Origin of the sequence: Pseudobacillus wudalianchiensis (genome assembly GCF_001685015.1) — a bacterium.
In the GTDB taxonomy this organism is placed as follows: domain Bacteria; phylum Bacillota; class Bacilli; order Bacillales; family Domibacillaceae; genus Pseudobacillus; species Pseudobacillus wudalianchiensis.
The window spans coordinates 87,509-112,454 of sequence record NZ_MAYT01000023.1; the positions used below are offsets into that span (position 1 = coordinate 87,509).

Genomic DNA, 24,946 nt, shown 5'->3' on the forward strand with positions numbered 1-24,946 from the left:
CTTTTATTCGCCAAAGAGGCTGGCCTCCAACAGGCCAGCCCCTTCTTATTATCTCTTATTCTTCCTAAATAATAAACCCTGCATACAGGAGATTTTATTGAGTAACACTATATTTCTCTTTTGCCTCAAGGCGACGCTGATGCAGGATAGGCTCTGTGTATCCATTCGGTTGCTCACAGCCTTTAAATACAAGATCGCATGCCGCCTGGAATGCTACGGACTCTTCGTAATTTGGCGCCATTGGACGGTAACTGGCATCTCCCTCGTTTTGCTTATCAACAACAAGGGCCATTCTCTTCATCGTTTCCATCACCTGCTCTTCTGTACAGATGCCATGACGCAGCCAGTTAGCAATATGCTGGCTGGAAATGCGGAGCGTAGCCCGGTCTTCCATTAAGCCAATATTATTAATATCCGGCACTTTCGAACAACCAATCCCTTGTTCAACCCAGCGGACTACGTAACCAAGAATGCCTTGTGCATTATTATCAATCTCTCGTTGAATCTCTTCTTTGCTCCAGCTTGGATTTTTCTCAAGCGGAATTTGTAGAATGTCATCTGTGTAATCTTGCTTCGTTTGTTTTACTTCATCTTGAACTTGTTTTACGTTGACTTGATGATAATGCAAGGCATGTAGTACAGCGGCTGTTGGCGAAGGAACCCATGCTGTATTGGCTCCTGCTTTTACATGGCTGATTTTTTGCTCCAGCATAGCAGCCATCATATCCGGCATAGCCCACATGCCTTTGCCAATCTGAGCATGGTTTTGCAAGCCTACTGCAAGCCCTTCAGCAACGTTGGACTTCTCATAAGCCGAAAGCCAGACAGAAGATTTAATATCTCCTTTGCAAATGACTGGTCCCGCTTCCATGGAAGTATGAATCTCATCTCCTGTTCGATCAAGGAAGCCTGTATTTATGAAAGCAATTCGGTCTTTAGATGCCCGAATACAGTTTCTCAAGTTCAGAGACGTCCGTCTCTCCTCGTCCATTACGCCGATTTTTAATGTGTTTCTTTCTAAGTCTAATAAATCTTCAATTCGATCGAATAATTCACAGGCAAACGCTACTTCCTCGGATCCATGCATTTTTGGCTTAACGATATAAATAGAGCCTTTGCGAGAATTGATTAACTTGGCGTTACCGCAAATAGAATGCTTAGCGATTGCACTTGTCACGATTCCGTCAAGAATGCCTTCAAATACTTCGTTGCCATTTTCATCAAGTACAGCATTAATCGTCATTAAGTGGCCGACATTGCGGACAAACATTAATGAACGGCCCGGAAGCTTGAAGGTACTTCCGTCTACTGCTGTATAACAACGGTCTTCATTCATTTGACGCGTCATGCTCTTGCCATTTTTCTCAAATGAAGTACTTAAATCACCTTTGGCTAACCCAAGCCAGTTACGATACACAAGCACTTTATCTTCTGCATCAACCGCCGTCACCGAATCTTCACAGTCCATAATAGTTGAAAGGGCCGCCTCCATGAGAATATCTTTTACGCCTGCTGCATCGGTTTTCCCAATCGGGTGATGTTGATCAATTTGAATTTCAAAATGAAGACCGTTATTTTTTAAGAGTACAGCAGAAGGAGCATCCGTTTGTCCACGGAAGCCTTGCAGTTGCTCCTTATTTTTTAATTTCGTTTCACTGCCGTCTTTTAACGTGATTACTAGCTCTCCATCTGTAATTGCATACTTAGCAGCTTCTTTATGGGAATTGCCCTCAAGCGGTGCGGCGTTGTCAAGAAAATCACGTGCAAATGCAATGACTCTTTCTCCTCTTACCGGATTGTAATTTCCTTTTTTCTCAGCGCCATCTTCCTCGGAGATCGCATCTGTTCCGTACAACGCATCGTATAAGCTTCCCCAACGAGCGTTGGCTGCATTAATCGCATAGCGGGCATTGTTCACGGGTACAACAAGCTGCGGTCCAGCCTGGAGAGCGATTTCTTCATCAACATTTTCTGTTGTTACTTGAAAATCCTCCCCATCTGGCTCAATGTAGCCAACTTCTTTTAAGAAAGCCTTATATTGATCTGACTGAAATGAATGGTCTTTATGCCACTGGTCAATTTTTCTCTGTAATTCATCTCGTTTCTCCAATAGCACCTGATTTTTTGGTGTTAGCTCAGCTACAATTTTACTGAAACCTTCCCAAAACTCTCCTGTTTCTACCCCTGTTCCTGGCAGTACCTCATTATTAATAAAGTGAAGCAACTGTTGATCAACTTGCAAGGACCCAACTTTTACGTAACTCATTTTCACACCGCTCCTNTATATTGATCTGACTGAAATGAATGGTCTTTATGCCACTGGTCAATTTTTCTCTGTAATTCATCTCGTTTCTCCAATAGCACCTGATTTTTTGGTGTTAGCTCAGCTACAATTTTACTGAAACCTTCCCAAAACTCTCCTGTTTCTACCCCTGTTCCTGGCAGTACCTCATTATTAATAAAGTGAAGCAACTGTTGATCAACTTGCAAGGACCCAACTTTTACGTAACTCATTTTCACACCGCTCCTTTGTTTCTTATTACGCAACAGCGTTTCTATAATTTTCTTTAAAGAAAGATTAGCATAGAAGTCTGAAAATTACAACTAGTTTTCTATAAACAGTGACTAAATAATCTGGAAAAGCCTGCCTCTGCCTTTCCATACCTCTTAATCAACAAAAATAGAAATTAAGCAAGAGATGAACAATAAAAACATAAAAAAAAGAAGCCACCCTTTTACAGGATAGCTTCCAACCAAAAACCTTATCGTACTCCTATCTTACCCATTGCTAAGCTAATTGAAACACCTTCCCGAAACCGACCAGTTGGTTTCTATGCAAAAACAATTTCTTTCGTCAACCTAAAGTCTCTTGGCGTTGCTCCAACAAACTTTTTAAATGTTGAACTAAAATAATTAGGTGTATTAAATCCCGTCATGTCGGCAATTTCCTCTATTGTATAACCTGTTTGTCTGAGCATTCGCACTCCGTTTCTTAATCTAACAAACGTAACATATTCTGAAAAATTATTTCCTGTTTCTTTTTTAAACAATCGGATAAAGTGGGAGTAGCTTAAATTTACGTGTCTTGCTACATCCCTTGCTGTCATTTCTTCACCAAAATGAGTATGAATAAAAACTGTGCTTTTTTTGATGTCCGGTTCCTTAGAAATTTCTTCGTAATAACGAAGGGAGACCTCATGGAAGGGCGGCAAGCTCCTGGCAATTTCCGCTTCTTTAAAAGAATGGTGAAGAAGATGAGGATCATTGTAAAGGGAACCGACACCTATATAAATTTGGATCCGATGCTTTGTTAATAGAATTTCTATAATTCTTTCGAATAACTTTCTTCCTTCCTGCCAGCCTTTTAAGGAACAAATGCTTTCGGGCTGCCGAAACAATACAAGCATAGATTTACGGAGGGGAATAAAATATAAACGCGATACTTTTCCAGTAAAAGCCTGATTGAAATAGGAGCAAATTAACTGACTAGAATGATTTTCATCAGCGGGGTCACAGTCTAAATGAGCAAAGCCCTCCACATAGCAGACAGCATTAGGAAATGTATTCTTCTTAAAAATAGAGAGGGCATCCATCATGACATTCTCAGATTGAATATTTTGATGTAAAAGCTGTCTCAGAACATAGTTCTCCAGCGGTTCATTTTCTACTGTATGACCTGCGGAAATGATTTTTTCTCCCTCTAATTGAAAATGTACAGCCGGCTTTTTCTTCAGCAGCTTTAATACATCATCCATGCTCCGAATAAAAGCTGATTTTTTTACGGGATTGAATACGAGAGAATGTGCTTGCAGCCGGATGGCTAATGGTGAAGTGTGCTGCCATCTTTGATCTAGTAATAGTATGTAAAAACAATTTTGCCGCTTCATTAGGCGATATACCTTCAGCCAATCGTTTAACTCGCTTATTTGGAAGATTTTAATATGTGTTGCTTTGCCGCTATAAGAGTCCGTCTGAATAAAAAATTGCTGTTCGTATTTTTCCTTAAGCCATTTTTTTAACAAAGGATAAGATGTTGAATCGACATTTTCAAGACAAACCGTGTATTTCATTCGCTATCTCCCTTCTCCCCCCACATTCTAGCATCCAATTTTATCAAGAACAAGCAATTTTTTATAATATTCAGACAACAAATTGTAAGGGGTTACATCCTTCTCCTTAGTATACTAATGGCAAGGAGGGATGCGTTTTGAATAAAGAATATGAAATGACAGATCAGCCGCTGGGAACAATGGATGCAGATAGCCTGCCGCCGCTTGATAAGGAAACGCGTCATATTATGAAGTCTGAACTTCGAACGGGAATCGGCCTTTCAACGATTTACTATGTGTTTATTTTTTTCATCCCCATCATTAACTGGTATTTAAAAGATTTTGCTTTTAGCCAGTTTTGGGGCGGCATGTCGGTTACGTGGTTTTTAACTACGATCGTCGGAATGGTGATGGCCTTTTTAATTGCTTATATTCATACAAAACGCTATGAAAAGAGACTCGCTCTTTACGATGCAGCTTCTCATCTAGAGGAGCCGGCAAACAATAGAGGAGGTACTAGCGCATGATATCGACTTTTCTGGAGCCAAAGTATTTTTTCACCTTCCTCTTAATGGGGACCATTGTGTACATTACCTACCTATCGAAGAAGAATTCAAGTGCCAGCGACTTTTTCGTCGGCGGCCGTTCCTTTGGCTGGTTCACAAATGGTTCGGCTATCGCCGGAGATTATTTAAGTGCCGCGACTTTCTTGGGGCTTGCCGGCTTAACCTTTTCCATCGGATATGATGGGGCTTTTTATACGTTCAGTTTTTCAATCGGTTTAACTCTTCTCGCTATTTTTGTTGCCGGACCGCTTAGACGATTTGGCGCTTACACAGTAGCCGATTTTGTTGCTTACCGTTTCCATAGTAAGCGCGCTCGGTTAGTAGCTGTTCTTGTTGTCCTGTCTATTTCTGGCTTTTATGCTGCTCCTCAGCTGCTTGGCGCTGCTCAAATTTTAAGCATGTTTTTTGGGACTTCCTATGAATTTGGCATTATTTTCACCTGCTCTGTAATGATCTTGTATGTCGGAGTCGGCGGAATGAAAGGAACAACTTTAAACCAGGCTCTCGAGCTGTGGATTCGTCTTGGCGCCTTTATTTTAATGGTCGGTGCAGCCATTTACGGAGGATTGCACTATGATAAAATCTTGTCTGCCATTACTAATTTCACCGGTTCAGTCGCTAACACAGCGGCTTTTACCGAAGATGGGAAAGACATAGCAGCAAACGGTCAGGCTTGGGCTACTTCCGGTGTATTAACACCTAACTTTCTGCATACGGTCTCTCTCATTATTGGTCTGTCGCTTGGAACGATTGGTCTTCCGCATATTTTATTGCGCTTCTACACAAACCCTAGTGCGAAAGCAGCGCGTAAATCCGCTCTCATGGCGATCGGGATTGCCAGTGTCTTCTTTTTATTTGCTGTTTATTTAGGTGTTGTCGGACGCGCGCTTTTCTTGGAAGGAAACTTAAATCCAGAAGTGATGAAAAACCTCGTAACAGGCGGCGACAACATGGTTGTACCGTCCATTGCCGAGGTGCTCGGCGGCAAGTGGCTGCTCGGTCTCGTTATTGCTGGCGCATTTGCAGCTATTTTCTCAAATCTTTCTGGATTATTTATCGCTAGTTCAGGTGCTCTGGCCCATGACTTATATGCTTCCTTTTCTAAAAAAGAATTAACACAAAAGCAGCGTGTCGCTGCCGGAAAAATGGCTATTTTAGTGTTAGGGGTTTTATACGGATTACTCGGCTTGCTAGTAAAAGAAGCTTCTATCGGACATCTTGTTGCTCTTGCCTTCACGGTAGCAGCTAGTACATTTACACCGATCTTTTTATTTGGCATTTGGTGGAGGGGAATGACAGAAAAAGGAGCGATTGCTGGACTTCTTGTCGGGCTTATAGTTTCCATGTTCATGATTTTCTTTGCCTCTTTCCTTCCGCCGGCCCTCCAATTTAAAGTACCTGGTATCATTACAGTACCAGTTGGCTTTCTAACCGTATACATTGTCTCGAAGCTTGATCGGAAAGTGCCAGCAGACGTAAATGCTTTTATGAAAAAAGTGCATTCTAAGGAAAGTGAAGTGGCTTAAGTTACATCATAAAAAAGGACTGTCCAACATCATCTATTTCGATGCTGTTGGCCTAGTCCTTTCTTGTTATCTTTTGAGCTCTCTGCCTGTAGCGCCTGGTGATATGTCCGTGTTGCCCTGGCCATTCGCCTGTTCATCGTTGATAGCCGGGCTTTCTTTTGTACTTCCTACGTATACTGATTTATGTTTTGCCTGCTGTTTTCTAAATGAATCAAAATTCCAATTAACCACTATTCTCGCCTCTCTCTTTCTTCTACGTAAGGGTCATGCTCAAATGCCGGCAAATCGCCAAAGGTCGTCATAATGTCTTCTTCATCTAGCTCTTCTTCATATTTTTCATGTTGTTCGTTTGGATAGACGGTAATATTTTTCCCCTCAATATCGACTCCAACGAAGTTTTCATAGTCTTCCACGTAGCCAATGTTTTCGTCTGATTCAATATACATGTCATTATAATGATCAGGCGGATCGATAAAATCGGATGGAGATTCAGATGTTCCCCATCTGGCTACTTCCTGCCACGAATCTTCTGCATCGAAAGCGACAGATTCATCGGCACTGTCGTCAAAATCAAACTTGCCAAACGGCGGCATAAGTACCCCTTCTTCTACCGGACGATCATGAGAGATGATTTTGTTCTGTGAATGATCAATACAGTAAGCGGTCGTAGGGATTGCTTCAAGACGCTCTAACGGGATTTCTTTTCCACAAACTTCACACTTTCCATATTCCCCTCGATCCATCGCTTCAAGTGCCCGCACAATGTTCTTTAATTGATTTTCCTCATGCTCATTTAGTGCTAGGTCTTTTCCTCTTTCATATAGCTCCGTTCCTTCATCAGCCGGATGATTATCATAGGATGACAACTCTCCCATTGATTCGTGAAAGTGGGCTCTTTCAAAACCAAAATGTTCATTGGTTGCAAAGCGTTCCTCCAGCTCTTGTTTTTCTCTTTCGAGCTGAAGACGCAGCTTAGATAACTGTTCTGCTGTCAGCATGTCGTACCCCCTTCTATAAAATGCTGATTCATTATGTAGTATGAGTAAAATTGATTTACTTCATCCTAAACGTTGAAGGAGAACAAAAAGGAAATAGCGTTTCAAAAAATCGGCACTGGGGCAAGAATAAAGATAAAACGTTCGTTCACTGAAAGGAGCATTCCGGATGCATGAAGCTTTCCTCCATTTGAAACACCGGCCGTTTCCGCTTCCTTCTTCTCCTTGGGTCATGACGCAAACGTGGGCTGATTTGCTGTTTATGCACTGGCCGATTCATCCTGAGGCTCTAAAACCCTTTCTTCCTGCCTCTCTGCAAATTGATGTATATGAGAGAAAAGCTTGGCTGGGGATTGTTCCGTTTACTGTATCCGATATGCGTTTTCGGGGATTGCCATCCCTTCCATTCTTACGCTCATTTCTTCAATTAAATGTTCGAACATATGTTATCTATAAGGGTGTTCCAGGTGTTTATTTTTTTAATCTAGATGTGAACCATTTGCCATCTGTTTTGGGTGCCCGGCTTTTTTATTCTTTACCTTTTCGCCAAACAAATATGGCAGCTGTCATGGATACCAGCTGCCACTTTCAGAGTTCTTATTCTTTTGGACAAAATCAAGAAGAATTAGATGTAGCTTACAAACCATCTTCCCTTCCGTATTTAGCAGATAGGGGAACGTTTGAGTATTGGGCAGCAGAGCGCTACTGCCTCTTTACTGAGAGGAGAAAAAAATTATACCGGGGAGATATTCACCATACGAAATGGGCATTACAAAAAGCAGAAGCCGTTATTTTTCATCATACAACAGCCGCTTTTCTGTCACGCGCTTATTTTCAACAAGAGCCAATTCTTCATTTTTCAAAAGAAAAACAGGCATTCTTTTGGCCGCTGCAAGAAATGTGAAAAAATAAAAAGGCGGAAGCCTTTATTCAGGCCCCTATTTATTGATCACTATGAGAAAACGGCAGAATTACGGTAGCAGTTGTGCCTTCTCCTTCCGTACTTGCAAATTGAATCGTGCCTTGGTGATTTTCAATGATTTTATAACACATCATTAAGCCCAGCCCTGTCCCTTTTTCTTTGTTTGAGTAAAACGGCTCACCTAGACGCTCTAATCGCTCAGTTGACATACCAGCTCCCTCATCTCTCACTTCAATAGCCGCTTGTTCATTATCAATCATGCCTGTCTTTAAGTAAATATTCCCTCCTGCAGACATCGCGTCAATCGCATTCTTTATTAAATTAATAATCACCTGCTTAATCTGCTTAGATTCACAATACACTAAAGGCAGAGACTCATCAAAATGCATATGAATATCGACACCGTATAAAAGTGCTTCCGGCCTCATAAACTCTACAATTTCCCTTAGCACTTCATTCATATTGCTTAGCTTCATCTGTATATCCTGGTGTGGTTTGGCCAGCACTAGAAATTCATTCATAATAAACTCGATTCTTTCCAATTCTGATAAAATAATATCCGTGTATTTATTATTCGTTTCCTGGGCTAGGAGCTGCATAAATCCTTTCACTGACGTAAGAGGATTTCTAACTTCATGGGCAATCCCTGCTGCTAATTGGCCAACAGCACTTAACTTATCCCACTTTCTGATCATGAGTTCTCTTTTCTTTAAGTCTGTGACATCTCTGCTGATGTTAATCCAGCGACTGATCGTTCCATCTTCATCCCAAATCGGGGTGATTTTAGTATGTAACCATCCTGGCTCTCCCTCTTTATTCCGTAATACTCGATATTCAAGCTCTTTTACTTCATTGGTCGGCTGACAGAGGAACTTCACCACCCCCTCATAGTCCTCCGGATGACAATTTTCCAGAATGATTCCAGGATTCTCATATAACTTTTTGAGAGGCGTATTAAAAAACCGTTCATAGGACGGGCTGATGTAAAGAAATTTATTCAATTTCAAATCAAACAGACTAATCATTTCTGTAATGTTTTCTGTAATATCTAACAACAGTTTTTCTCGCTCAGCAATTACTTTATTTTGTTGTTCGACTAAAAGTTTTGTTTCGAAATATTCAGTTAAATCTTTCGTTAAAGCTAGACATAAGAAAACGCGGCCAGTTCGCTCGTAAATAGGAGATAATGTGACAGATACTGGAAAGGTAGTTCCATCTCTTTTTGTCCTTATCGTTTGAAACGTAATAGGCTTTTTGCTTTGGCATACGCTTTCAATCTTATCAAACCATTCTTGTCTGCACTCATCCGGTACAATCGGAGAAATTTTGCCAATTACATCATTCTTCTTCCACCCATATAACTGTTCAAATGATTCATTTATGAGGATAACTCGTCCGCGTAAATCAACTATATATCCCGGATCTTCGGTATGATTCGCGATAAAATGCAACCAGCTTCCTTCCTTCTGGCAGTCTCTGTTGTTTTCTTGAATTGACTCAGCCATCACTTGTATCCATCCTTCTTTTGTTTTTTCAGCTTGTTGCCAAAATAAATGTCCGTATCTTCCACTATCACGGCGAAGTCGGCTCGTAAATGGTGCAAACGGCAAATCTTCATCAAAAAGCAAAAGGCGCTTTCTCACCTCTTCTTTATCTTCCTCGTGGATAAAATGAAAAAGAGACTGGTCGGTGTGAGTGGCATAAGGAATTGTCATAAGCTGTCTAAAAACTCGATTGGCGTACTTTATCTTCCCCTGTTCATCTAATAGCAGCAATATCGTTCTTGCCTTATCCGCAAACCACTTCGCGGCAGCCTGTTCCGCACACATTTCAACCATCACCGTTCCCTTTTTTCTTTATTATGTAGGAGTTGGTATCTGATATCAGCAAAAATTATTCGACAAAATTATACATAGGCGTCGAGCCTCTCCTAAAAAAAACTGCTTTGAATAAGGAAAACTCTTTACTCAAAGCAGTGATATGATTTATTTACTTTTTTCTAAAACAACTTTTTTTAGTTGTGCTGCTACCTCTTTTGGAGATACCGCTTGGCTAATCGCTGTAATAATAGACACGCCGTCCGCTCCACTTTCGATTACCTTCGCAGCGTTTCCTGCATGAATACCTCCAATTCCAACAATTGGAATGGATAGAGAGGTTGACCTGATTTCCTCGACTAGTTTTGTTCCCTGTACGGGCTTCGTATCTGTTTTAGTTAAAGTCGGAAAGATAGGTCCGATTCCTACATAATCAGCCCCTTCTCGGATTGCCGTTTTCACTTCTTCCATCGTGTGGGCTGATAGGCCAATAATCTTTCCAGGCATTTTTTCACGAACGACACGGAGAGCTTCATCATCTTGACCAATATGTACACCGTCTGCTTCTAATTTGATGGCTAATTCTATATCGTCATTTACGATAAACGGGATCGAATGATCACGGCAAATCTCTTGAAGTTCGGAAGCCAGCTTTGTTTTTTCCTCGCCCTTCAAAGCACCAGTGCCTTTTTCCCGAAACTGAAAAAATGTAATACCACCTGCAATTGCTTCTTCAAGAGTGAGAATGGGATCTTTTAAACAATTAGGACTTCCCATAATGAAATACACTTGCAGCAGTTCTTTTAGTTTTTTTTCATTTGTATATGGCATCAGCTGCTGCCTCTTTTCTTTTAAATGCCCAATGATTTGTAGGGCCGTGTCCCTTTCCGATCTGTAGATCCATTTCAATCGCCGCATGTACATAGTTTACTGCCAATTCGACCGCCTCCTTCACACCCTGCCCTTTAGCCAGCTCAGCTGTGACAGCAGCAGCGAATGTACAGCCTGTTCCGTGGGTATTTTTAGTCGGAATTCTTCTGCTCGTGAAATAAAGAAAGTCTCTTCCATCGTAAAGCAAGTCGATCAATGTCTCCTCATTATCAGAATGGCCTCCTTTAATGACGACATTCTTCACACCTAGCTCATATAATTTCTTGGCTGCACGTTTACGATCATCAATTGATTGAATAAGCATGTTTGTCAGCACTTCTGCCTCAGGAATATTAGGGGTAATGACCATCGCTAGCGGCAGTAAAAATTCTTTCATCGCTCTAATCGCTTCTTCCCGGAGCAATGAAGCGCCGCCTTTAGCAACCATCACAGGATCAATGACAACCTTTTTCCAGCCAAATTCTTCAATTTTTTTCGCTACAGACTGTATAATCTCCCCACTAAACAACATACCTGTTTTTAAAGCATCCGTTCCCATATCTTGTCCAATTGCTTCTATTTGTGCCTCCACGGCTGCGGCAGTCATGGGATAGACTCCATGCACACCAAGTGTATTCTGAGCTGTTACAGCTGTTAGAGCGGACATTCCAAATACACCAAGCTCCTGAAAAGTTTTTAAATCTGCTTGAATTCCGGCCCCTCCGCCGCTGTCGGAACCGGCAATCGTCAACGCCTTCCTTACTTTCATTTTCTCCACCTCCATTAATTAAATGTTTCTACCCTAGCAAAGGCTTCAATATTCCTGGCGTCTACTTTGGACAACTGATTTAGAAACTCTACTTGAAAGCTGCCCGGTCCCTCCTCACCGCTCATTTTCATGGCAGCCTCTGCTGCTATGCCGTAAACTGCTGCCGCACTTGCTGCTGCTAGTACCGTATTTTGTTCTATTGCACAAAACGCACCGATGACGGCACTTAATAAACAACCAGTCCCTGTCACTTTTGTCAGCATCGGATGGCCATTGTGAATAAGGATCAATGAATCTTCACTAGCAATGACATCCTCTTCGCCCGTAATAACGGTCGTCATTTGTCCTCTCCTAGCTGCTTCTTTTGCGAGTTCTCTCGTATTTCCGGCGCCGCTTCCAGCGTCTACCCCTTTAATCTCCCATTGCTTTCCAGTTACATTGGCTATTTCCGCAGCGTTTCCTCTCAATACGTCAACCTTCACTTCGTTCATAATTCTAGCGGCGGCCTCTGTCCGGTAAGCTGTTGCCCCCGCGCCAACCGGATCAAAGATCACTGGCACTCCCGCCTCATTAGCCGCTTTTCCTGCTAAAATCATAGAGGTTACTTTTTCCTCGTCTAACGTGCCAATATTTAATACGAGCGCTCCCGCAATCCTGGCCATGTCTGCCACTTCTTCTTTTGCGTAAGCCATAACGGGGGAAGCACCTAGCGCAAGCAATCCGTTTGCTGTAAAATTAGTAACAACCACGTTGGTAATATTGTGTACAAGCGGACGCTGTCTTCTTACTTGTATAAGTGTTTGAGTAATCGTTTCGGTATTCATTTCCTCCACTCCTTTCAAAATAGCCTCCTTAAAAATACATAAAAGAGCACGGGACCGGCGCACGTGCTCTTTTCATCGTCACATTCCCTGCGCTGGCATTATCCAACAGGTTCGCACGGTCTGCAGCGGCATTGCTGCACTCTCAGCCGACATCCGCCAGCTCCCGATTTATCATCTATTTTTAGTTACTTTTCACTTTGATAATACTTGGATAACTCCATAATCATCGCACCCATTCTCTCAAGCTCTGGTATGATCATTCGGGTAACCCCTTCTTCTGTCAGCGCCTCGGCTGTTACCTTCCCTACTGCACCAGCTACCGTATTGGAGGCAAAGGCAGCGAGAAGTTCTTCCTGACGATTTTCTTTTCTCGCATACTCAAATAGTGAACGAACCTGGATGGCTGTTGTAAAGCACACAGCGTCTACTTCTTTGTTCACCATTTCATCTAGTAATGTTTCTACCATTGCTTCATCTGGTGCATGGTGGCGATAAGGCAGCAAGTAGTGGATACTAGCTCCTTTTTCGTTTAGAAACGCTGTTAACGCCGGAGCCTTTTCCCCATGAAGCTGTATCGCTACTCGTTTATTGATAAAGCTCTCTTTTTCTAACGCCCGAATCAGGCCAGCCGTCGTGCCATCATCATCCACAGCGTCGGGAGTGATGCCCAGCTTCTTTAAAGCAGCGATGGTTTTATACCCTCTAACGGCTATCTTGGCTTGCTCGATAACTTGCAAAAATTCTTTCTTTATTTCAAGTTCCTCGGCAGCATTTACTAACGCTTCTGTCCCAATCCCAGTCGTGAAAATCATCCAATCAACCGGCTGGCTAATCAGCTCTTTTATCTCGGCTCCGACTTCTTCTTCCGCTAAAAATACTGTTCCCTGGAGCGGACGAACAAGTGGCAGCCCGCCTTGTTTTTCAATAATCAAGCTCATTTCTTCTGTTTTTCTAGAGCCTGCAATCACGATGCGTTTGCCTTCTAACCCTTTTCCCACTTCATATTCCCCTTTCAAACTTGCCATTTTCTTTATCCTAACATAAAAAACCCACTAAATCGCTAGACTTTTATGTTTTTAGGGGAAGGCTTTGATTAGTCAGCAATATTGACAAACACCTCTTCTAGTTTAGGCTCTTTCTTAATGAGTCCTGAAGCCTTCATCCACTCGGCTGTTTCTATCCACGATTCTTTCGTTTGGCTGCCGAACCCTTTCTCTGACTTCATTTTCGGAAGAAGAATGTCCAGACTTTGTTTCTCTACCTCCTCTATCAGTGGAAAATTCGCTTCATCTTGCTTGCTTAATAAGATGCTTAACGCTTCATCAGGGTGTTGTTCCGTGAAATCAAAGCCTTTTTCTGCAGCCCGCCAAAATGCTTTAATCGTATCCTGCTGCTTTTCCCACGTTTCATCACTTGTCACCGCTACCAGTTCATAGAAATTAGGTACACCATATTTTGTTGGATCAAAATTACGCGTTTCATGGCCTTCATGTTTTAACAGCGGGACTTCATGATTAATATAAGCTCCGACGACAGCATCTGCCTTTTTCGTTACGACAGCTGAATTTAATTCAAATCCTACGTCAATCATATTTACCTTTTTGGGATTTCCTTTATCTTTGGCGACCATCGTTTCAATAATTGCTTCATTTAACGGAATTCCAGTAAAACCAACTGTTTTTCCTTCTAAATCTTTAGGTCTTTGAATAGGGCTGTCCTTTAAAAACATGACTCGATTTAATGGAGAGCGAACAATGGCTCCTACCGATTTCACTTTTACTCCCTGGTCCGTTCGTGCCATAATGACATCGGGCTGATAAGAAATTCCTAATGTCACTTTTCCAGCAGCAGCAAGCTGAATCGGATCAGTCGGATTTGCTGGAAACTGAATGTCCACATCGATTCCTTCAGCATCAAAATAGCCTTTTTCCTCCGCTACGTACAGGAAGCTATGGACAGCATTGGGATACCAATCGAGCATAATCGTCACTTTTTCTTTCTTCTTTTCTTTCCCTTCTGCCGTCTGCGCTTTTTCGCTGGCACTATTTGTATTACAGCCCGCAAGTAGCAGAGCAAGCAATAGGAATAACCATTTCTTCATGATGACTTCCTCCATTTTAATGATTTATTTTCGATCCATTTTACAATCACAAATAAGATGATTCCGATCAGCGACAACAACACAATCGGGGCAAAAACGGCCGCTCCATCAAATTGAGTCATCATGCGCCTGCTAAAATAACCGAGACCGGCCTGTGCGCCAAGCCATTCACCAATGGCCGCTCCAATGACACTTAACGTAACCGCCACTTTCAATCCTGAATAAAAATGGGGCAAGGCGGAGGGAACGAGCAGCTTAAAAAAGATTTCCTTTTTCCCCGCCCCCATCGTGAGCATCAGCTCTTTCAATTCCTGGCTGCCCGATCGCAGCCCGTCATATGTATTCACCGTAATGGGGAAGAACGTAATTAAAACTGTCACAACAACCTTGCTCCAAATCGAATAACCGAACCAAAGAACAAAAATAGGTGCCAAAGCAATGATCGGGATCATTTGCGAAGAAATAATAATCGGATAAATGGCTTTTTCAGCAGAAGGACTTACACTCATCCAAACAGCGATTCCGACTCCTAATAAAATAGAAATGACTAAACCGATGATAATGGTGGACAAGGTTACAGGCAAATGTTCGATCAATAAAGGCCCTTTTAGTTCCCATAGCTTTTCGATAATACCGGTCGGCGGCGGCAGAATAAAGATCATATTAACGGCGCGCGCTGCCGCTTCCCAAATAATCAAGAAGGCTAAAATGAATAAGCCTGCTGAAAGCGATCCCTTGCGATTGTTCATCCCATCACCTTCCCTCTTAACTGTTCAAGCAACTGATCCTTTAATTCAATAAGAGAAGGTTGATTCAAGTCTTTTAAGCTCCTTGGCCTTCCAAGCGGCACATCCACTTCCTGCAGAGTGCGGATAGGCTTTTCCCCAAAAACAAAGATACGGTCAGACAAAAAAAGCGCCTCGTTCACATCGTGGGTAATGAACACCACAGTCGTTTTTTGTTTTTCCCACTGCTCCATTAGCCATTCCTGCATGGAAAGCCTTGTGATCGCATCAAGGGCACTAAAAGGTTCATCGAGCAGCAGGATGTTTGATCCGCTTAACGTGGCACGTAAGAAAGAAACCCGCTGCCTCATCCCGCCTGATAACTCATGGGGAAAACGGTTCTCCATTCCCTCGAGCCCAAACTCTTCGAGGAGAGGGAGAACCCGTTTATAGGCTTCTTCTTTTCGAACCCTTTTTAATTCAATAGGAAGAGCAGCATTCTCTTGAATGGTTCGCCAAGGCAGCAGTAAATCTTGCTGGGGCATGTAGCCTACCTTTCCGAGCCGATGTTCCTCTGCTTCTCCATTCAATAAAATATGACCCTCATCCGGATTTTCCAATCCTGTAATCAACCGAAAAAGCGTGCTTTTACCGGATCCGCTTGCCCCGATAATCGTAATAAACTCTCGTTCATAAATAGCCGTATTTACCCTTTGGAGAATAGGTGTAGATTCTGTTTGTTGTTTATCTTTATAAGAAAATGTCACATTTTGAAACTCTAGAACTTTTTTACGCTTCTCCTGGCCACATTTGCTCATTATATGCCATCTCCCAGAACATGTACTCGTAGCGGGTCGTATTTAAGAAAATCTCTTCCAATTTTGCAAGCTCTCTTTCACTTTTCTCGGCTGTGTGCTCATCTAAAAGGTCGATGCACCAAGTGGCGAGCTCGCCGAACTCTTTAGAAGAATACATTTTAATCCAGTCTCCATATAGTCCATGTTCACTGGCTCCTGGAATCTCATTTAATTCTTTGCCGATCTCCCAATAGCTCCATGCGCATGGGAGAAGGGCGGCAATCAGTTCTGCAAGCGTACCGTTCTGGCTGGCATGAAGCATGTAATGCGTATAAGCAAGTGTAATCGGGGAAGGCTTTGCTTGTTCCAGCTCCTCCTCTGAAATGCCGAAACGCGCTGCATACTGACGGTGAAGGGACATCTCAAAATTAAGTGTTTCATTCAGCAGCGAAGCGAATTTCCCCATCGTCTCCACATCATTTGCTTTTACAGCCCCGAGAGCAAATACCTTGGAATAATCGATTAAATACAAATAATCCTGAATCATGTAAAAGCGAAACTTTTGTTGATCTAACGTGCCATCCCCAATACCTCTAACAAAAGGATGATTATGATTTTCCCGCCAGATCGGCTGTAATTTTTCATATAACCTTTCGCTGAATTTCACTTTTATTCCACTCGTTTTCATGGATACATCACTCCTTAACAGATAGTAGACGCCTATTTCAATGGGCTGGCAGTTGTCGAGATTTCTAGAACATCTTTCACCACTTGCCCTTCATTGCTTGCATATTCTGATTTTGGTGTATGACACCAGCGATAGATAAAGGATAAAAGCACTTTTGTGTAACTTACGAGTTGTTCGATGGACAACTGCTCATTGACAGAATGGGCATTGTTTAAATCCCCCGGTCCATAAATAACAGTCGGAATGCCAGCGTCAGCGAGCCAGCCTCCGTCTGTCACGGTTGGCGATACGTCGACAACGGGCGGCTTGTGTAAAATAGTTGTGTGAGAATGAATAAGGGTCTGCACAGCAGCATGGTTTTCTTCCACCTCAAAGGAAGGAAAAATTTCTCCTTTATCCTCAATCATTGATGAGCCTCCCCAGTTAAACAGTGGCGGGTTGTTCCTTAGCCATATGTCTCCGTTCGCAATGCTACGGATATGCTCTTCTACCTCTTTCGCTGCCTGTTCATATGTTTCATTCGGATAATAATGCACCGTAATCCAAAGCCGGCATTCATCTGCAATGAAAGCCGCGTGTCTGCCGCCTTCAATTACAGCCGGATTAATCGTGTTCGTCCCCGGTAAAAATCCAGGGTAACATTTGGCGACGGCCCAGTGGCGCTCTAGTTCCTGCAGCCCTTCTATCACTTTCATCATCTTCTCGATGGCACTAGCTCCAAACAACTTTCCGCCTGCATGAATCATGTTTTTCCGCGTGGCATCGTGATATGTCTGGCTGCTCTTGATCGTGATCCATCCGGTAATCACTCCGCCTTGTCCTTGTATATGTAAATCGCTCGTATCTACTACTATCGCAAAATCTGCTTTATATCCCTGTCTGCAACATTCAAGCGTTCCGGCCTCCCCTACTTCTTCACCAATCACCGATTGAAAAATCACATCTCCTGGAAGGGAAATGCCTGCTTCATGGAGAAGCCGCAGCGCAAACAAAGCGCCAGCCAGTCCGCCCTTCATATCCGCTGCTCCACGGCCAATAATAGAACCGTTCTTTATAACAGCCTGAAACGGATCGATGTCCCACTTCTCGTCTTCCTGCACTTCCGCCACATCGATGTGCCCGTTAATAATTAAGCTTTGAAATGTCTCAGAATCCGTTCCACTCCATTTCCCGACCACATTTGGATCATTTGGATATACGTCCCACATATCAATAGAAAAACCTAGATCCTTTAAAAAATCCGCTACAAATGACTGAGCCTCTTTTGTATTCCGTGCAGGTGGAGCAGGTGTTTGAAAAGCAATGAGCTCTTTTACTAAATGAATGAGCTCCTCCTGCCGATGCTCTACTTCTTGCAAAATCGTATTCAATTCTTTGACCATCATCTTCTCCCTCCCTTAGTAGATACATGTAAAAAAGCCGCTTCTCCAAAGAGAAGCGGCTGTATAAGCTTTCATTTGGCTGCAATAATAAAAAAGATTGCAGCTTAGCACCATTATACGACCTCTTCCCTACGCTGGCATTATCCAGTTCAGGTGATAAGGGTTAAGGTAATCTACCTCTCTCAGCTTTTGCAAGCACCCCCAAGGACAAATTATTCAATTAGTCTTTCATTCTAGTTGTAACATACTTAGCAGAATTCAGCAATACAATTCAGAATTTTTAAACAAATATAATCCGGTATTTATTTTTTAAAAAACCGTATATTGATAAAAAGCTTCTATTTGGAAGGAGGAGAGCTGTCTTGTATCATCCTGACCCATTTAAACGGCTTTATGCTATTCCTCTTACTGGCTACCCATTCGTTCAGCCACAGGTTTTAACCCGGCCTCCGTCCTACAGGCCTTACCCTAAAGTGAACGTTACTTTATTTAAACAATCTGCTCAATCCATTAAACAGCTCGTACATGAGAGTAATTTGCTGCTCAATAAATTAACAGATAACAGCGACTTTGCCTTTCGATTAATGACGGCTGCCCAAGCGGCAAATCATCGGGAGGTAGAACGGCTTGTCCGATCAACGGGAATATCTGGAAAAGCGATTGTTTCCTTTACCCCTGATGTTTTTCGGATTGAACTGAGAACCACCACAGCAAATGCAGAGTGCTGCAAGCTCGCGATTTCGCTCCGCTGGCGTTAATGATCTAGACGGTATTTCCATGTTTTTAATTTAATAAGCCGTCTTACGAGCAGGAGACCGATGATGGATCCAGACAAGCTGCTAACGAGAAAAGCAGGCAAAAAGAAGAAAGCACCTGCAGCCGTCCCCATTAAAACTTTCGCATAAGGTACGGCTAATAAAGGAGCCACGATCCCCGAGCCTGCCACTTCTCCAATAGAAGCGCTCCACGAACGGCTCGTTTTTTGATACATATAACCAGCAAGAAAAGCGCCAATCATTCCTCCTGGAAACGCTAATAATGACCCTGTTCCCAATAAATTCCTTAGAAGTCCGGTCACAAACGCAATGACGACAGCCGGACCCGGGCCAAGCAGAACCCCAGCCATAACGTTCACGGCATGCTGAACAGGATACGCTTTTGCTGCCCCGGCAGGAAACCAGATCAGCGATGAGCCAAATGTTGCAACGGCTGTAAATAAAGCCATATACGCCAGCTTTTGTACTTGATTCATTTCCTCTTCCTCCAATGCAAAAAAGCCGAATCCTCATCTGGATACGGCTAATGTAAGTAAAATAGTCAATAAACGCTCTACTTTCCTACGCTGGTATCAACCAGATCAGGTTCAAAGAGTTGAAAAGCCCTGTGCTTTTCTCTCAGCCTGTAACAGGCACCTCTAGTAGCTTTTTATTAAATTTACTTTCCATTATAGAGGGAAACCGGTTAAATGGGAAGCACCTGTCTATGCAGCTTTTTACTCATTTGTTCCCCGCCAGACGAAATCCCTCTCCTTTTGCTTCTTGGAAACGTCTATTCACCTCATCCCAACAAACAATATTCCACCAATTATTAATATAATCTGCCCGCTTATTTTGATATTTTAAATAATAAGCGTGTTCCCATACATCAAGTACAAGCAGCGGTACAACATCCCACTGGCTTAAATTTTGATGCTTTTCCGCTTGTAATATTTCCAGCCGCTGGGCTTGAGGTGCCCATACAAGAATCGACCATCCTCCGCCCTCCACGTTCTCGGCTGCCTTTGAAAAATGGTTTTTAAACTGGTCGAAGCTGCCAAACGAACGTGCAATCTCACGGTTTAATTCTCCTGATGGTTTTCCCCCTCCGTGCGGACACATGACTTTCCAAAAGATAGAATGCAAATAATGACCGGCACCGTTAAAGGCAAGCTCTCTTTCCCAATGCTTTACGAGCCGAAAGTCATTGTTATTTCTTGCTTTTTGCAGTTCCAGCTCTGCCCTGTTCAATCCGTCTACATAACCTTTGTGATGCCGATCATGATGAAGCCTCATAGTGGCTTCGTCAATGTAAGGTTCCAATGCATTATACGCATAAGGAAGAGGCGGAAGCTGGTGTCCTCCAATTGGAACCTGCTCCGCTCTTTCCTGTTCACCCTCTTTCTCTTCTATGTTTTTTTCAGCAAACAAGCGCTCGTGAAGCTGCCACCACTCCTGATCCAATGCTTGAATCTCTTCCTGAATCGAGTGAACTTCCTCTTCATCTTCCACCTTTAATAGGCGGTTATTGATCCTTTCGACTCGTTCTTTCCACTTTTCTACTTGGTTAAGATCCAGGTTTTCATGCTGCAGCGCGCACAACGCGTCACACCATTTTTTTGCTTCTTTCAAATAGCTGAAATATTTCTCCATTCCCGCTCCCCCTTTCAGCTGCTCATTTCAACATATGCATGCTTTTGGTTTACGTTCTTATTCCAAACGCTCGTCTTATCACGTAAAAGAAAGAATAAAGAAGACAAGGATTAGATGAGATTAAAACGTTTTCGCTAGTTTGCTTACACAAAAAGGCTGTCCAGCAGCTAAAGTCTCCTTAACTGCTGAACAGCTCTCCTATCAACTAGATATTTCTATTCTGCTTTGGAGCGGCTTCTTAAACTTAAACCATGCCACAATTACGCCAATAATTAAAATTAAACCGAGATAACCTACAATTGGATAGAGAGTACCGACTAATTTGACAAACCCTACGAAGCTCGCAAGAAAAGCGACTAATGTAGAGACGATAACGGTTGGTGTAAAAGATTTGCCGCTTGCCGGAACGATTCTAGCCGCAAAAGCATAGATCATACCGACAGATGTATTGTAAATCATCGCCAACAAAACAAACGACATGAAGTATCCGGTAATCGGCGAAATTTCATTGGCAATGTGTACAATAGGCATAGCGGCTTGTTGACTAGCCTCAAAATCCAAAAGCATCGTAAGGTTAATGAATAAAATTAATAAGCCGAGACCGATTCCTCCTAAAATCCCTCCGAGGCCAGCTGTTTTTTCACTCTTCTCTGCTCCGCCCATTAAAGTTAAAATAGCTCCGCCGGCCGCAATATTGTAGGAGACATATAATATGGCCCCTATCAGCCAATGGGAGGCTGCCGTGTTTTCTGTCTTTCTTAGTTGTAAAATATCAGATAGGTTTCCTTCATATTGAACGACTGAATACATAAAGACAATAAAAATCATAAAAAATAAGAATGGTGTCATGAAACTAATTGCTGAAATCACTTTTTGAAAATTGAAACATAAAGTGACAGCCGTAAGGACAGTCATTACCATGCTTCCATATAAAGGCGCTATGCCAAATTGCTGCTCAAAAATGGACCCGCTGCCTGCAATCATAACGGCTGCTACTCCAAACAAGAAAAAAGTAATCAGTCCATCTACAAAAACCCCGACCCATTTTCCACAGATCAAATAAATAACATTTTTATGGGAATCTGTTTGAATGCGAGAACCAATTTGCAGCAACTGCATCCCTAAAAAAGCAAATAAAACAGTGGCTAGGCATGTCCCTACAATACTAAGCCAGCCAAAACTCGTAAAAAACTGAAGAATTTCCTGCCCAGAAGCAAATCCTGCTCCCACGATTACGCCAATATAAGCACCTGCAATTTGAAAAGCTTTTCTCATCATTTCTTCCTCTTCCGTTTGAATATTCTGAACTCATGATGTATAGGAGAGAAAACCCGATATTTCCGGGTTTTCTCTAAAACTGATATTGCTCTATTTACAATGAATACACTTTTTCTTTTAAAGTAAATTTCTTAACAGCTTCGAGATCGATATCGTAGCCGATTCCCGGTTTATCTGGAACTTGGATCACGCCATCCTGCACCGTTACTTCTGGTGTAATGATATCTTGCTCCCAATAACGCGAGGACGCAGCCGTATCACCTGGAAGCGTAAAGTTACTTAGCGTTGTTAAAGCAACATTATGGGCTCGTCCAACGCCTGCTTCAATCATTCCGCCGCACCAAACAGGGATATTGTGTTCCTTACATAAATCGTGAATTCGTTTAGATTCCGTTAATCCGCCGACGCGGCCAATTTTAATGTTAATGATTTTACAGCTGCCGAGCTGCAAAGCTTTTCGCGCGTCTTCATAAGAATGGATACTTTCATCTAAACAAACAGGTGTTTTCAATTCTTTTTGGATAACAGCATGGTCAACAATATCATCCGAGGCAAGCGGCTGTTCAATCATCGTTAAGTTGAATTCATCAAGCTTCTTTAACTGCGGAAGATCTTCTAAACGATAAGCTGAATTGGCATCCGCCATCAGCTGGATATCTGGGAAAGAACGGCGAATTTCTCTCATAACCTCAACATCCCAGCCCGGCTTGATTTTCACTTTGATTCGTTTATATCCTTCTTCGACATGCTTTTTGATAATGGCTAAAAGATCTTCTACTGTGTCTTGAATTCCAATGCTGATCCCGACATCAATAGTTGTATTTTCCCCACCAAGCGCCTGGTAGAGTGGCACTCCCTCCCGTTTCGCATATAAATCCCATACCGCTCCTTCAATCGCTGATTTTGCCATATTGTTTTTGCGAATCGGTTCAAATATAGCCGAAACGTCATCCGGATGAGTGATCTCTTTGCCTTTCAATAAAGGAATTAAGAAATCCTCTATCATATGCCAGTTTGTTTTTAATGTTTCTTCATTATAAGTGGGAGAGGTAAAAGCAACAGACTCTCCCCAGCCGGATCTTCCCTCTTCGTCCTTTACTTCTACTAAAATGAACTCTTTATCTTGGATCGTTCCGAAGCTAGTAGTGAATGGAAACTTCATTTTCATCTGCAAGTGCCGTAAAATAATTTCTTTCAATTTCATTCTTTCTCTTCCTTTCCTATATCGCTAATTGAGAGCTTTTAACAAACAAATAATGATTCGCTGGTTCATCGGGACGTTGAATCAGCTTAACAGCCGTATAACCATTCGTAAATAGCTGTAAAAAGATCGTGCGTATATCCATCCGCCAGTCTAAAGCTAAATTGAAGGAATACTTTTTTATCTCCTGAAATTTTTTAGGAACCGGAACAAGCAGCGCTTCTTCCCCCTCTAAATACTCTGAATGATGAAGAGATATCTTTGGAAACCCTTCTTTTGTCTTTTCATATTCTGCGAACACTTTTGCCTTCTCTTCTGAAAAGACGAAAGAATGGTTCACGTAGTCACTTTGAATCCACCAGTCTACTTTTAAACGGTCCGTTGGAAGGCCGGCATTTAACCCATCCTCCATTTTACCGTAACAGTTTACTTCATATGTGGAACAAACCGCTTTTAATTTTGTTAAATTCAAATAAGCATTGACACTTTCAAGCGGATCAAATGTCCATGTGACCTGCTCATAGCCAAGGCGTGCCGCTTCTTGCTTTTGAGCCTGTTTCAGCGCTTCACCAATTCCTTGCTTTTGATAGTCAGGATGAATGCCGAGCATGTGAGAACATAAATACGCAGATCCGTTCGCAAAGCCGGCAAACCCATAGCTAAATCCAATTAAGCGGCCTTCCTGGAAAGCCCCCAGCAATAAACCGCCATTTTTATGCGCAGTCAGTGTTTGGTGAATAGGGAGTGGCTCCATGCCCCACGTATCCTTTTCAAGCTGCTGCATTTTTTCAAAGTCTGTACGGTCGTTAAATAGCCGAATTTGATAATCGTGCACGCTGCCTCACCCTTTCCTCTGTTCAAATGTTTGGATAATGGTTTCTGTTAAAATTTCAATTCCTGAATAAAGCGCCTCTAATTGAAATGTCATGTCAGGATGGTGCAAGCCTGGCTTCAAATCGCAGCCAAGCCCAAGCATAGCCGCCTTCACTTTCGGTCTTTTTACTGTGTAAAAATGAAAATCCTCTCCGCCAGTTGTGACAATGGGTGAAACGACATGTTTTTCTCCCAATACTTTGCTGATAGCTGCTTTCATGATCGCAGAGGCTTCGTCTGAAATAATGGCGGCAGCTGTTTCAGCTTTTGTTTCAAGATGAACCGTTGCTCCGTGGATCATTTCAATTCCTTTGCACGCCTGCACAATTTTCTCCGTTAACGCCGTCATGACTTCGTTTGTTTGCGCCCGAACGTCAATTGAAAACGTTGCTTTTGCCGGAATAATATTGCTGGACTCCCCTCCACTTTGAAACTTCGTCATTTTCACTGAATAAGGAATTGATGGGTCCATATGGATTTGCTGCAAAGCTTGGATAAGAGACGACCCAATTTCAATCGCATTTTTACCAAGATGCGGCCTTGCTCCATGAGCTTCTTCTCCGATAATTTCTCCAGCGATAAACTTGGCTGCCCCATGCTGGATTCCTGCTGACGCTTGACCGAAGGAGAGTTCCTGAATAGGCCGTAAATGAACGCCATACAAAAAGTCCAAGTCGTCAATAATCCCTTTTTCGATCATTTTCAATGCGCCCGTTCCTTTTTCCTCAGCTGGCTGAAAAATAACCATTAACCGGCCCGGAAATTGATAACCTAAACTTTTTAATAACAGCAAAGTCCCAACAGCCATCGTCATATGAGCATCATGCCCACAAGAATGATTAGCTTGAAACTCACCGTTTACTTCTTGCCAAAGAGCGTCAATGTCACACCGCAATCCAACCGCTGGATCTCCCTCGCCCATTTCTACAATAAGTCCTGTACAATCGTCAAAGGTCTTAACCACAAATCCTTCTTCTGTTAAATAATTCGCTAAAAAAGCGGTCGTATTGACTTCCTGCCAGCTAATTTCAGGATGTGCGTGCAGATAATGATAAAGTTGCTGAATAGCTGGTTTCAATTGTTCAAGTTGCTTTTTCATGGAAAGACTTCCTTTCTGCCAAGATGCAAAACAATGAAGATTCTGTCTTTTTTACA

General features: G+C 42.5%; 25 protein-coding genes and 2 riboswitches. Of the genes, 4 read left to right on the plus strand and 21 right to left on the minus strand.

What is annotated here, in order from left to right:
- Positions 1-94: 94 nt before the first annotated feature.
- The 3 genes from A8F95_RS11000 to A8F95_RS11010 form a co-directional block, all read right to left on the minus strand.
- Positions 95-2,266 (minus strand): malate synthase G, encoded by a 2,172-nt coding sequence (locus tag A8F95_RS11000; RefSeq protein ID WP_065410550.1) that lies wholly within the window; start codon positions 2,264-2,266, stop codon positions 95-97.
- Between the two features lie 2 nt (positions 2,267-2,268).
- Positions 2,269-2,514, minus strand: a complete 246-nt coding sequence (locus A8F95_RS11005) for a hypothetical protein (protein ID WP_065410551.1) — start codon at positions 2,512-2,514, stop codon at positions 2,269-2,271.
- Positions 2,515-2,831: 317 nt separating this feature from the next.
- On the minus strand, positions 2,832-4,070 hold the full coding sequence (locus tag A8F95_RS11010; protein WP_065410552.1) for a helix-turn-helix domain-containing protein: 1,239 nt from the start codon (positions 4,068-4,070) through the stop codon (positions 2,832-2,834).
- Positions 4,071-4,207: 137 nt separating this feature from the next.
- Between A8F95_RS11010 and A8F95_RS11015 the strand changes: the two genes are divergently transcribed.
- Entirely contained in the window at positions 4,208-4,576 is a 369-nt protein-coding gene (locus A8F95_RS11015) for a hypothetical protein (protein WP_245671262.1), read from the plus strand.
- A complete protein-coding gene (locus A8F95_RS11020; protein WP_065410553.1) occupies positions 4,573-6,141 on the plus strand; it encodes a sodium/solute symporter in 1,569 nt (522 codons plus the stop codon). The genes A8F95_RS11015 and A8F95_RS11020 overlap by 4 nt, the downstream gene beginning before the upstream one ends.
- 66 nt (positions 6,142-6,207) lie before the next feature.
- Here A8F95_RS11020 and A8F95_RS22470 read toward each other — a convergent pair whose 3' ends face one another.
- The gene (locus A8F95_RS22470) at positions 6,208-6,372 is read right to left on the minus strand and encodes a hypothetical protein (protein WP_176713674.1); all 165 of its coding nucleotides are present in this window, start codon (positions 6,370-6,372) and stop codon (positions 6,208-6,210) included.
- Entirely contained in the window at positions 6,372-7,139 is a 768-nt protein-coding gene (locus A8F95_RS11025) for a TraR/DksA C4-type zinc finger protein (protein WP_065410554.1), read from the minus strand. Before A8F95_RS11025 ends, A8F95_RS22470 begins: the two co-directional genes overlap by 1 nt.
- Before the next feature lie 166 nt (positions 7,140-7,305).
- Between A8F95_RS11025 and A8F95_RS11030 the strand changes: the two genes are divergently transcribed.
- Positions 7,306-8,040, plus strand: a complete 735-nt coding sequence (locus A8F95_RS11030; protein ID WP_065410555.1) for a YqjF family protein — start codon at positions 7,306-7,308, stop codon at positions 8,038-8,040.
- A gap of 38 nt (positions 8,041-8,078) precedes the next feature.
- Here A8F95_RS11030 and A8F95_RS11035 read toward each other — a convergent pair whose 3' ends face one another.
- The 10 genes from A8F95_RS11035 to A8F95_RS11080 form a co-directional block, all read right to left on the minus strand.
- The gene (locus A8F95_RS11035; RefSeq protein WP_065410556.1) at positions 8,079-9,896 is read right to left on the minus strand and encodes a PAS domain S-box protein; all 1,818 of its coding nucleotides are present in this window, start codon (positions 9,894-9,896) and stop codon (positions 8,079-8,081) included.
- Positions 9,897-10,043: 147 nt separating this feature from the next.
- On the minus strand, positions 10,044-10,706 hold the full coding sequence (thiE, locus tag A8F95_RS11040; protein WP_065410557.1) for a thiamine phosphate synthase: 663 nt from the start codon (positions 10,704-10,706) through the stop codon (positions 10,044-10,046).
- A complete protein-coding gene (gene thiD, locus A8F95_RS11045) occupies positions 10,690-11,514 on the minus strand; it encodes a bifunctional hydroxymethylpyrimidine kinase/phosphomethylpyrimidine kinase (protein ID WP_065410558.1) in 825 nt (274 codons plus the stop codon). The genes thiE and thiD overlap by 17 nt, the downstream gene beginning before the upstream one ends.
- Before the next feature lie 14 nt (positions 11,515-11,528).
- Positions 11,529-12,338 carry a hydroxyethylthiazole kinase gene (gene thiM, locus A8F95_RS11050; protein WP_065410899.1) on the minus strand — a complete coding sequence of 270 codons (810 nt, stop codon included), beginning with the start codon at positions 12,336-12,338 and terminating at the stop codon, positions 11,529-11,531.
- A 185-nt stretch (positions 12,339-12,523) separates the two neighbouring features.
- Entirely contained in the window at positions 12,524-13,336 is an 813-nt protein-coding gene (locus A8F95_RS11055; protein ID WP_065410900.1) for a uroporphyrinogen-III synthase, read from the minus strand.
- A gap of 95 nt (positions 13,337-13,431) precedes the next feature.
- On the minus strand, positions 13,432-14,439 hold the full coding sequence (locus A8F95_RS11060; RefSeq protein WP_065410559.1) for an ABC transporter substrate-binding protein: 1,008 nt from the start codon (positions 14,437-14,439) through the stop codon (positions 13,432-13,434).
- The gene (locus A8F95_RS11065; RefSeq protein WP_065410560.1) at positions 14,436-15,188 is read right to left on the minus strand and encodes an ABC transporter permease; all 753 of its coding nucleotides are present in this window, start codon (positions 15,186-15,188) and stop codon (positions 14,436-14,438) included. The genes A8F95_RS11060 and A8F95_RS11065 overlap by 4 nt, the downstream gene beginning before the upstream one ends.
- Positions 15,185-15,982 carry an ABC transporter ATP-binding protein gene (locus A8F95_RS11070; protein WP_065410561.1) on the minus strand — a complete coding sequence of 266 codons (798 nt, stop codon included), beginning with the start codon at positions 15,980-15,982 and terminating at the stop codon, positions 15,185-15,187. Before A8F95_RS11070 ends, A8F95_RS11065 begins: the two co-directional genes overlap by 4 nt.
- Entirely contained in the window at positions 15,954-16,628 is a 675-nt protein-coding gene (gene tenA, locus A8F95_RS11075) for a thiaminase II (RefSeq protein WP_065410901.1), read from the minus strand. The genes A8F95_RS11070 and tenA overlap by 29 nt, the downstream gene beginning before the upstream one ends.
- Before the next feature lie 53 nt (positions 16,629-16,681).
- Positions 16,682-18,031 (minus strand): acetylornithine deacetylase, encoded by a 1,350-nt coding sequence (locus A8F95_RS11080; protein ID WP_077247356.1) that lies wholly within the window; start codon positions 18,029-18,031, stop codon positions 16,682-16,684.
- A 108-nt stretch (positions 18,032-18,139) separates the two neighbouring features.
- Positions 18,140-18,244, minus strand: a riboswitch (TPP riboswitch).
- 149 nt (positions 18,245-18,393) lie between these two features.
- Here A8F95_RS11080 and A8F95_RS11085 point away from each other — a divergent pair.
- Positions 18,394-18,789, plus strand: a complete 396-nt coding sequence (locus A8F95_RS11085) for a YuzC family spore coat inner layer protein (protein WP_077247327.1) — start codon at positions 18,394-18,396, stop codon at positions 18,787-18,789.
- Here the strand turns inward: A8F95_RS11085 and thiW are convergent.
- The 6 genes from thiW to A8F95_RS11115 all read right to left on the minus strand — a co-directional run bounded on the left by thiW (position 18,786) and on the right by A8F95_RS11115 (position 24,890).
- A complete protein-coding gene (gene thiW, locus A8F95_RS11090; RefSeq protein WP_065410562.1) occupies positions 18,786-19,283 on the minus strand; it encodes an energy coupling factor transporter S component ThiW in 498 nt (165 codons plus the stop codon). The two genes, A8F95_RS11085 and thiW, sit on opposite strands and share 4 nt — an antisense overlap.
- A gap of 65 nt (positions 19,284-19,348) precedes the next feature.
- Positions 19,349-19,457: riboswitch (TPP riboswitch) on the minus strand.
- 70 nt (positions 19,458-19,527) lie between these two features.
- Complete coding sequence (locus A8F95_RS11095) at positions 19,528-20,439, minus strand: superoxide dismutase (RefSeq protein ID WP_065410563.1); 912 nt, start codon at positions 20,437-20,439, stop codon at positions 19,528-19,530.
- A 201-nt stretch (positions 20,440-20,640) separates the two neighbouring features.
- Positions 20,641-21,717 carry a YkvI family membrane protein gene (locus A8F95_RS11100; RefSeq protein WP_342669954.1) on the minus strand — a complete coding sequence of 359 codons (1,077 nt, stop codon included), beginning with the start codon at positions 21,715-21,717 and terminating at the stop codon, positions 20,641-20,643.
- A gap of 94 nt (positions 21,718-21,811) precedes the next feature.
- A complete protein-coding gene (gene menC, locus A8F95_RS11105; RefSeq protein WP_065410565.1) occupies positions 21,812-22,921 on the minus strand; it encodes an o-succinylbenzoate synthase in 1,110 nt (369 codons plus the stop codon).
- Between the two features lie 16 nt (positions 22,922-22,937).
- The gene (locus A8F95_RS11110) at positions 22,938-23,753 is read right to left on the minus strand and encodes a GNAT family N-acetyltransferase (protein ID WP_245671264.1); all 816 of its coding nucleotides are present in this window, start codon (positions 23,751-23,753) and stop codon (positions 22,938-22,940) included.
- Between the two features lie 6 nt (positions 23,754-23,759).
- On the minus strand, positions 23,760-24,890 hold the full coding sequence (locus tag A8F95_RS11115) for a M20 peptidase aminoacylase family protein (protein ID WP_065410566.1): 1,131 nt from the start codon (positions 24,888-24,890) through the stop codon (positions 23,760-23,762).
- Between the last annotated feature and the right edge of the window lie 56 nt (positions 24,891-24,946).